7 protein-coding genes and 1 pseudogene are annotated in these 9,608 nt (G+C 70.5%); 1 reads left to right on the top strand and 7 read right to left on the bottom strand.

Features of this window, described 5'->3' with window-relative positions; translation table 11 throughout:
• Nucleotides 1–712 (top strand): AAA family ATPase (locus G3I40_RS01470; protein ID WP_164300311.1); only part of this gene is annotated, 712 nt, incomplete at its 5' end.
• Here the strand turns inward: G3I40_RS01470 and adhE are convergent.
• From adhE to G3I40_RS01505, 7 genes and pseudogenes are all read right to left on the bottom strand, one after another.
• Nucleotides 713–3,328, bottom strand: a complete 2,616-nt coding sequence (gene adhE / locus G3I40_RS01475; protein ID WP_164300312.1) for a bifunctional acetaldehyde-CoA/alcohol dehydrogenase — start codon at nt 3,326–3,328, stop codon at nt 713–715.
• Between the two features lie 252 nt (nt 3,329–3,580).
• On the bottom strand, nt 3,581–4,663 hold the full coding sequence (locus G3I40_RS01480) for a S1 family peptidase (RefSeq protein ID WP_164300313.1): 1,083 nt from the start codon (nt 4,661–4,663) through the stop codon (nt 3,581–3,583).
• Between the two features lie 231 nt (nt 4,664–4,894).
• Nucleotides 4,895–5,818: a slipin family protein gene (locus G3I40_RS01485; protein ID WP_164300314.1), complete on the bottom strand. Its 924-nt coding sequence runs from the start codon at nt 5,816–5,818 to the stop codon at nt 4,895–4,897.
• 242 nt (nt 5,819–6,060) lie between these two features.
• Nucleotides 6,061–6,966 carry a S1 family peptidase gene (locus G3I40_RS01490; RefSeq protein ID WP_164300315.1) on the bottom strand — a complete coding sequence of 302 codons (906 nt, stop codon included), beginning with the start codon at nt 6,964–6,966 and terminating at the stop codon, nt 6,061–6,063.
• A 262-nt stretch (nt 6,967–7,228) separates the two neighbouring features.
• Nucleotides 7,229–7,969, bottom strand: a complete 741-nt coding sequence (locus G3I40_RS01495; RefSeq protein ID WP_164300316.1) for a DUF1684 domain-containing protein — start codon at nt 7,967–7,969, stop codon at nt 7,229–7,231.
• Nucleotides 7,962–9,281, bottom strand: a complete 1,320-nt coding sequence (locus G3I40_RS01500; protein WP_164300317.1) for an LLM class flavin-dependent oxidoreductase — start codon at nt 9,279–9,281, stop codon at nt 7,962–7,964. Before G3I40_RS01500 ends, G3I40_RS01495 begins: the two co-directional genes overlap by 8 nt.
• A pseudogene (locus G3I40_RS01505) lies at nt 9,278–9,608 on the bottom strand (FMNH2-dependent monooxygenase); the annotation flags it as partial. The pseudogene G3I40_RS01505 and the gene G3I40_RS01500, both read right to left, overlap by 4 nt.

Here is a 9,608-nt window from a genome sequence, read left to right on the forward strand (position 1 = left end):
GGACGGCGGCTGGCACCGCAGCCAGGACCTGCGCCCGTACGACAGCATGCTGAGCGAGCTGGCCGACCCCGGACTCGCCCCGGACCTGCTGCGGCTGCGCGAGCTGATCCGCTCCTGGCGCTTCTACGACCACGTCCGCACCGACGCCGGGGCGCCCGCCCGCGCGGCCCGCATCGGCACCCGCACCCCGGTCCTGTCGGCCGACGGCGGCGACCTGGCCGCCGCGCTGCAGACCATCCTGGAGATCGGCGACGACGCGGCGCTCGACGAGGCCGTCACGGACGCGTTCCCCGGCAGCCGGGTCCGGGTCTGCGACAGCGGCGGCCGGTTCGAGATCCAGCTCACCCAGCGCGGCCTGAAGCGCCCGCTGGGCCCCGCCGAACTCTCCGACGGGACCCTGCGCTATCTGCTCTGGACGGCCGCGCTGCTCACACCGCGCCCGCCCGAACTCCTCGTCCTGAACGAGCCCGAGACCAGCCTGCACCCCGAACTCCTGGACCCGCTGGCCCACTTGATCCTCGCCGCCGCCCGCACCTCCCAGGTCGTCGTGGTCACCCACGCCCGGCCGCTGGCGCAGGCCCTGGAACGCGGCGCGTCCCGCCACCGCACCGACGTCAACTCCATCGAACTGGTCAAGGAGTCGGGCCGGACGACGGTGGCGGGGCGCGAGGGGCTGCTGGACGAACCGCTCTGGTACTGGCCGAAGCGGTAGTTACGCGGCGGGCGTCCCGGTGGCGTTCCCGTAGTACGCCTGCCGCATCAGCTGCTTCATGTCGTCGATCATCGGCATCCGCGGGTTGGCGGGCGCGCACTGGTCGGCGTAGGCGTTCATGGCCTGCTGCGGCAGCGCCTCGACGAACTCCCGCTCGTCGACGCCCTCCGCACGGAACGAGGCCGGGATGCCGCAGCGGTCGCGCAGTTCCTCGACCGCCTTCGCGTACGACTCCACGCCCTCCTGCGGCGTCGCGGCCGGCAGGCCCAGCATCCGCGCGATCTCCTGGAGCCGCTCGGGCGCCCGGTAGGTCTCGGCCTTCGGCCACGGGGTCGCCTTGTGGGACACCGTGCCGTTGTGCCGGATGACGTGCGGCAGGAGCAGCGCGTTGGTGCGGCCGTGGGCGACGTGGAAGGTGTTGCCGAGGGTGTGCGCCATGGCGTGGACGAGCCCGAGGAAGGCGTTGGCGAAGGCCATGCCCGCGATCGTGGACGCGTTGTGCATCTTCTCGCGCGCCTCGGGGTTCTTCGCGCCCTCCTTCACGCACGCTTCCAGGTTCTCGAAGATGAGCTTGATGGCCTGCAGGCACTGGCCGTCGGTGAAGTCGTTCGCGTAGACGGAGACGTACGCCTCGGTGGCGTGGGTCAGCGCGTCGAAGCCGGAGTCGGCGGTGACGGTCGGCGGCAGGTTCATCGGCAGCATCGGGTCGATGATCGCGACGTCCGGGGTGAGCGCGTAGTCGGCGAGGGGGTACTTCTGGGCGGCTGCCGGGTCGGAGATGACCGCGAACGGCGTGACCTCGGAGCCCGTGCCCGACGTGGTCGGAACGGCGACCAGCTTCGCCTTCGCGCCCAGCTGCGGGAACGTGTAGGCCCTCTTGCGGATGTCGAAGAACTTCTCCTTCGTGTCCGCGAACTCGATCTCGGGGTGCTCGTACATCAGCCACATGATCTTCGCGGCGTCCATCGGCGAGCCGCCGCCGAGCGCGACGATCGTGTCGGGGCCGAAGTCGCGCATGGCGGCGGCACCGGCCTGCACGGTGGCCAGCTCCGGGTTCGGCTCCACGTTGTCGATGACCTGCAAGGTGACCGGCTCGGGGCGGGAGTTGAGGATGTCGGTGACCTTCTGGACGAAGCCGATCCTCCCCATGGTCCGGTCGGTGACGAGCGTGACGCGGCTGACGCCGTCCATCTCGCCGAGGTACTTGACGGCGTTGCGCTCGAAGTAGATCTTCGGCGGGATCTTGTACCACTGCATGTTGGTGTTGCGCCGCCCGATCCGCTTGATGTTAAGGAGGTTGACCGCGGAGACGTTGTCGGAGACCGAGTTGTGGCCGTAGGAGCCGCAGCCCAGGGTCAGCGACGGGAGGAAGGCGTTGTAGACGTCGCCGATGCCGCCGAAGGTGGAGGGCGAGTTGACGATGACGCGGATCGCCTTGACCCGGCGGCCGAACTCCTCGGCGAGCGCCTCGTCCTCGGTGTGGATGGCGGCGGAGTGCCCGAGTCCGCCCAACTCGACCATCTGGGCGGCGAGTTCGAGGCCGTGCGCGGTGTCGCGTGCCTTCAGCGCGGCCAGGATCGGGGACAGCTTCTCGCGGGTGAGCGGCTCCCCCTCCCCCACCTCGGCGCATTCGGCGACGAGGATCGAGGTGTCGTGCGGGACCTCGAACCCGGCCTGCTCGGCGATCCACACCGGCGACCTGCCGACGACCGCCGCGTTCAGCTTGGCACCCGAGCAGTCGGTGGCGTAGGCGGTCGTCCCGAAGACGAACTCCTCCAGCTTGGTCTTCTCGGCGGCCGTCATGACGTGGGCGTGCAGCCGCTTCAGCTCGGCGACGCCGTCCTCGTAGATCTCCTGGTCGAGGATCACGGCCTGCTCGGAGGCGCAGATCATGCCGTTGTCGAAGGCCTTGGAGAGCACGATGTCGTGGAGGGCGCGCCCCAGCTTGGCGTCCTTCGCGACGTAGGCGGGGACGTTGCCGGCGCCGACGCCGAGGGCCGGCTTGCCGCACGAGTAGGCGGCCTTGACCATGGCGTTGCCGCCGGTGGCGAGGATGGTGGAGACGCCCGGGTGGTTCATGAGCAGCCCGGTGGCCGCCATCGACGGCTCCTCGATCCACTGCACGCAGCCCTCGGGGGCACCGGCCTCGATCGCGGCGTCGCGCACGACACGGGCGGCCTCGGCGGAGCACTGCTGGGCGCTGGGGTGGAAGGCGAAGACGATCGGGTTACGGGTCTTCAGCGCGATCAGCGCCTTGAAGATCGTCGTGGAGGTGGGGTTGGTGACGGGGGTCATCGCGCAGACGACGCCGACCGGTTCGGCGATCTCGGTGATGCCGTTGATCTCGTCGCGGGAGATGACACCGGCCGTCCTGAGGCCGCGCAGCGAGTTCACGACGTGCTCGCACGCGAAGAGGTTCTTGACCGCCTTGTCCTCGAAGAGGCCGCGCCCGGTCTCCTCGACGGCGGCCTTCGCCAGGTCGCCGTGGCGGGCGAGCGCCGCGAGCGACGCCTTCTTGACGATGTGGTCGACCTGCTCCTGGTCGTACGACGTGAACTGTTCGAGCGCCGCCTGCGCCCGTGCGACCAGTTCCTCGACCTTGCCCTCGGTTTCCACGGCAGGCTCCCTTTTTCACGGCCCTTTTCGCTGATGGTTCAATTCCACACCTCCACGCCTCTTCCGTGGCGCCGAAAAGGGCCTGACCAGGGAGGTAGAAGGTCCCTTCAAGATCGCACAGCGACTCGCGAAACCCACTCCCACCTGCAAGGACCGCCAGGGACCAAAGCCCCTTGCGGGCTTGTGAAAACTTTCACAAGAATTTCCACGAAAAAGGGCACCCCGCGGATACGGGGTGCCCCCAGACGTGGATCAGCCGATTTCGGCGCCGAATGTGGAGAGCGCCTCGGTCACCGGCTGGAAGAACGTCTCGCCGCCGGAGGAGCAGTCACCGCTGCCGCCGGAGGTGAGGCCGATCGCCGTGTCACCGGAGAAGAGGGAGCCGCCGCTGTCGCCGGGCTCGGCGCAGACGTCGGTCTGGATGAGGCCGTTGACGATGTCGCCGTTGCCGTAGTTCACGGTGGCGTCCAGGCCGGTCACCGTGCCGTCGTGGACCTGGGTCGTGGAGCCGGAGCGCGTGACCTGCATGCCGACGGTCGCGTCACCGGCCTTGGTGATCGCCTGCGCGGAGCCGTTGTAGAGGTCGACCTCGCTGGGGTGCGGGACGTCCGCGGTGTACTTGACCAGACCGAAGTCGTTGTCCGGGAAGCTGGACTGCTCGTTCGTGCCGATCTCCTGGCCGCTCGAGTCCGACCAGGTGGAGATCGCCTCGGTGCAGTGACCCGCCGTGATGAAGTACGGCTGGCCGCCCTTGACCACGTTGAAGCCGAGCGAGCAGCGGCCGCCGCTGCCCGTGATGGCGTCGCCGCCCGCGACGAGGGGCTTGAACTCGCCCTGACTGCGCTTGAGTTCGGCCTTGGCGCCGAGCCCGTCGACGACCTTGCTGAGCTTGCTCAAGGCCGCGCCGTCGACCGTGCGGTCGGCGGTGACGACGACCTTGTTCGTGGCCGGGTCGGTGGCCCAGGAGGTGCCGGGGATGCTGGCGTCGCTCTTCAGCGTCGTGCGGGCGCTCTTCAGTGCGGCGAGGGAGTTCGTCACGACTCTGGCCTTGGCGCCAGCGGCCTCGGCCGTCCGTGCGGCGTCCTCGTTCAGGACGTTGACGACGAGGTGGTGGGCCTTGGCGTCGTAGTAGCTGCCCGCCGAGTCCGCGCCGAGGTCCTTCGTCAGGGTCGAGGCGAGGTTTCCGGCCTTGGCGACCGAGAGGGTCTGCGGAACCAGGTCGGGCGCATCGGTGCTGGCGTTCGCAGTCTGGAAGGTGACTCCCGCGGCGACCAGGGCGGCGATTCCCGCTCCGGCCACGGCGACGCGCCGCTTGGGTATGCGTCGGTGTTTCAACTCACTGCCTCCTGTGGGGGGTTGGGAACCGGCTCCATGTGGGGGTGAGCCGGTTCCGTGAGGCTGACGCGCCCACTATCCCGATGGTCACAGGGGGCACACAAGGTCGACTTCAGGACGCGTGTGCGGCAACTCCCCTGCACCCTCCAGCTCCTGGGACCCCCTGCCCCACCGCACGTCGATCCCCATTGCAAACACTGCGTGCACAGGGTGAACAGCAGGGGGTGAGGACTAGTCCTGTCTTGTTTTCGATGGCGTGGATTCGACGACGGGTTCCGCGACGGGTGCGGCGGTCGGCGCGGTCTCCGCGATCCGGCCCTGCCCCTGCCCCTGCGTCAGACCCGGCACCTGCTCCGCGAGATGGGTCACGGCCTTCGCCGCGTGCGCCGCGTCCCCGGGCGTCGCCCGCCCCAGGAACCGCAGCAGCTCCACCGGGAACGGCAGCACCAGCGTCGAGTTCTTCTCCGCGGCGACCGCCACCACGGTCTGCAGCAGCCTCAGTTGGAGTGCCGCGGGCTGCTCCGACATCTGTTCCGCCGCCTCGGCGAGCTTCTTCGACGCCTGCAGCTCCGCGTCGGCGTTGATGATCCGGGCGCGCCGCTCGCGCTCCGCCTCGGCCTGCCGCGACATCGAGCGCTTCATGGTCTCGGGCAGCGACACGTCCTTGATCTCGACGCGGTCGATCTGCACGCCCCACCCGATGGCCGGGCTGTCGATCATCAGCTCCAGGCCTTGGTTGAGCTTCTCGCGGTTGGACAGCAGGTCGTCCAGGTCGCTCTTGCCGATGATCGACCGCAGCGAGGTCTGTGCCATCTGCGAGACGGCGAACCGATAGTCCTCGACCTGCACGACGGCCTCGGCCGCGTCCACGACCTTGAAGTAGATGACGGCGTCCACCCGCACCGTGACGTTGTCCCTGGTGATGCCGTCCTGCGCGGGCACGGGCATCGTCACGATCTGCATGTTGACCTTGCGGAGCTTGTCCACGAACGGCACGACCATCGTGAATCCGGGCCCGCGCACGGACGATCTGAGCTTCCCGAGACGGAAGACCACCCCGCGCTCGTACTGTCTGACGACCCGGGCCGCGGCCATCGCGTACACCGCTCCGGCACAGACGACGGTCGCTCCCGCCGCCACCAGTTCCTCGACCATCTCACGGCCCCCCAGGGTCCGAAGTGGGCGCAACAGGCGTCTTGTTCGACCGTAACCCCGTAGGGGCACAAAAGGGAGAGTCCGGTCCGCGAAGAGGCCGCCCGCCCGTCGTTCGGTACACGGGTCCGTACCGGTCCGCGTCCCGGCACGGGGGAGCCCCCGCCGGTCGACGTGACCGGCGGGGGCTCCCCCACTGCTGGCTGCTGATCAGGATCGTACGTGCGGGGCCTGCCCGGGGGCCGTCAGAAGACGTGCACCCCGTACGCGCTGAGCGCTTCGGTGACCGGCTGGAAGAACGTGGTGCCGCCGGACGTGCAGTTGCCGCTGCCGCCGGAGGTGAGGCCGTAGGCGGTGGTGCCGCCGTACAGCGGGCCGCCGGAGTCGCCGGGCTCGGCACAGACCGTGGTCTGGATGAGGCCCGAGACGATGTCGCCGCCGCCGTAGTTGACGGTGGCGTTCAGGGCGGTGACCCGGCCGCTGTGGATGCCGGTGGTGGAGCCGCGCCGGGTGACCGTGGTCCCCACGGACGGCGTGGCAGCACGCGTGATGTCCTGGCTGCCGACCGTGCCGGACTTGGCCACCGAGTTGTTGGTGTACTTCACGATGCCGTAGTCGTTGCCCGGGAAGCTGGACCCGGAGGTGGTGCCCAGGGTCGTCGAGTGCGACGAGTTGGACCACCAGGTGCCGGCGCCGTCGGTGCAGTGGCCGGCCGTCAGGAAGTAGTAGGCCCCGGCGCTGTTCTGGACGTTGAAGCCGAGCGAGCAGCGCCAACTGCTCGCGTAGATGGCGTCGCCGCCGGAGATCAGCTTCCGGAAGGTGCCCTTGGTGTGCTCCACCTTGAGCGCGCCGGCGGTGTCGCCGGCCTCTGCCTTCAGCTTGGCGATCTCGGCCTGCGACACCGTGCTGTCGACGGTGACGACGACCTGCTTGGTCTTCGCGTCGACGGTCCACGCGGTGCCGGCGACGTCGGCGCTGCGCACCGCGTCGCTGGTCTGCGTGAGTTCGGCGGCGCTGAAGGTCTGGGGTGCCTCGGCGGCGTGCGCGGAGGGTGCGGCGAACGCTGCCGCGGCGAGGAAGCCGGTACCCGCGGCGATCAGCCGGTTCCGTCTCGCCACGCCGCTGCGGGGGGTGGTGCGCTTGATCCTCACTGCCTGTTCCTCCCGAGGGAAGTCGGGGGCCCGCGTGGGGTCGGGGCCCGTGAGGCGCAGCCAGAGCCGCGGTGGGCATCCGGATTCCGGACACGCCGTGACCCTGACAAGCGCTGCTCGGGAGTATTCGGTCTGTCAACTGCCCGGCACAAGGGCGCCTTTCGGACTTCCGCCGGTTTTCCGCGTGCACGACGGCATGCCCCGACGGCCTCCCTCGTACCGGGCATACGCGGGTCCACGCCGCCGGGGCCGGCGCTCTACGTCAGACGGACACGGGCGCCGTGAGGTTCCGCTCGCCCGCCTCGACCGCCACGGAGAGGATGTTGCCCGGAGGCGGGAAGGGGCAGATGAAGTGGTCGGCGAAGGCGCAGTTGGGCAGGACGGCGCGGTTGAGGTCCACGGTGGTCCGGCCCTCGGCGTCGGGCGCCTCGGGGTACAGGAAGCGGAACCGGAAACTTGTGCGTCCGGCGGTGGCGTCGGCGAACACCGCCCACAGCCGCCCGTCGGCCTGCCGCGCCACCTTGAGCACGTGCTCCTGCCCGTCGAGCACGAAGGCCAGCTCACCGGCGAGCCCGAGCCCCCGCTCGACCCCGTCGGCCGTGCCGACCCGGACCTCGCGCGTGCTCGCGTACGCGGTGAAGCGGCCCTCGATGGACCAGCGCGGGTCGTAGGGGGCGAGGTCGACGCCGCGAAAGCCCGTGCGTGAGGGCGCGGCCGGGTCGAAGTCCCGTACCGCCCACAGTCCCTCCCGCGTGATGACCACGAGCCGTCGCGCGCCCAGCGTCACGGTGGCATCGGCGCCGAGCCGCGTCTCCTCCCCGTCGACGGCGTGCACGAGCGCGTCGCCGGCCACGCGCCACGTCCCCGGGATGGCCGGAAGTCGGCCTTCCGGATGATCGTCGAGCCAGTACGTGCCGACGAGCGCAAGGGGCCCGTAGGGCGCGGAGACGGCGGCGATCCGCTCCTCGTGCCACTGCTTGTGGCGGGCGGCGGCGTCAGTCATGGGTGAGGATCCTTCCGTGGTGCGGTGCGGGCGTGCGCAGCCCCAGGTGGGAGCGGAGGGTGGCGCCCTCGTACTCCGTGCGGAACGCGCCGCGTTCCTGCAGCAGCGGCACGACCTCGTCGACGAACCCGTCGAGACCGCCGGGCGTCAGGTGCGGTACGAGGATGAACCCGTCGGCGGCGTCGCCCTGGACGAAGGCGTCGAGCTCGGCGGCGACGGACGCGGGTGTCCCGATGAACGACTGGCGGCTGGTCGTCTCGATCACCGTCTGCCGGATGGACAGGCCCTTGGCGCGGGACAACTCCCGCCACCTCTCGGCGACCTCGAAGACGTCGCCGCGATGCGTACGCCCCTGGGACAGCCCGGAGTCCGCGACCGGGTCGATGTCGGGCAGCGGCCCGTCCGGGTCGTACGAGGACAGGTCGACGCCCCAGATCTGCTCCAGGGCGAGGATCGCGTTCTGCGGGGACACCTGCTGCCTGCGGATCTCGGCGGCCCTCTCCTGCGCCTCGGCGGCGGTGTCGCCGAGCACGAAGGTGACGCCGGGCATGATCTTCAGGTCGTCGGGCTCCCGCCCGTACCGCGCGAGCCGCGCCTTCACATCGGCGTAGAAGACCCGCCCGGCCTCCAGCGTGCCGTGGCGGGTGAAGATGACGTCGGCGGCGGACGCGGCGAACTCGCGGCCCTCGTCGGAGTCCCCCGCCTGGATGACGACGGGGTGGCCCTGGGGCGGGCGCGCCACGCCGAAGTCGCCCTCGACGGTGAAGTGCTGCCCGTCGTGACGGAAGGGACGCTCGGTTCCCGCGTCCCACAACTCCCGGGCCACTTCGACGAATTCGGCGGCGCGCGTGTACCGGTCGGCGCGGTCGAGGTAGCCGCCGCGCCGGAAGTTCTCGCCGGTGAACGCGTCGGACGACGTCACCACGTTCCAGGCGGCGCGACCCCCGCTGAGGTGGTCGAGGGAGGCGAAGCGGCGGGCGATCTCGTACGGCTCGTTGAAGGTGGCGTTGACCGTGGCGGCGAGCCCGAGCCGGTCGGTGACGGCGGCCAGCGCGTTCAGGACGGTCAGGGACTCGGGGCGCCCGACGACGTCCAGGTCGTGGATGCGCCCCTTGTGCTCGCGCAGCCGCAGCCCTTCCGCGAGGAAGAAGAAGTCGAACAGGCCGCGTTCGGCGGTGCGGGCGAGATGCTCGAAGGAGCCGAAGTCGATCTGGGACTTCGAGCGCGGGTCGGTCCACACGGTGGTGTTGTTGACGCCCGGGAAGTGGGCGGCGAGGTGGATCTGCTTGCGTGGACGGGACGTTGAGGTCATGACGGGTCCCCCGCGAGGGCTGCGAACTGGTGGACGGGACGGGCCAGCCCCAGGTGCTCCCTGAGCGTGCTGCCCGGGTAGAACGTGCGGAACAGGGCGCGGTGCTGGAGCAGCGGCACGGTTCCGTTGACCAGGCGCTCCAGGTCGCGGCGCGGGTCGAGCGGCGTGAGGTGGAAGCCGTCGACGGCGCCCGAGCGGTGCCACTGGGTGAGGAGCTCGGCGAGGTCGACGGGCCCCCCACGGTACAGCGGCCCGTCCTCGGTGGGCAGCGGGCCGCCGCCGTGGCCGGGCCGGGCGGCGCGCTCGCCGTCGCCGAGGTCGATCCGC

The sequence above is a fragment of the Streptomyces sp. SID14478 genome, assembly GCF_010548525.1.
In the GTDB taxonomy this organism is placed as follows: domain Bacteria; phylum Actinomycetota; class Actinomycetes; order Streptomycetales; family Streptomycetaceae; genus Streptomyces.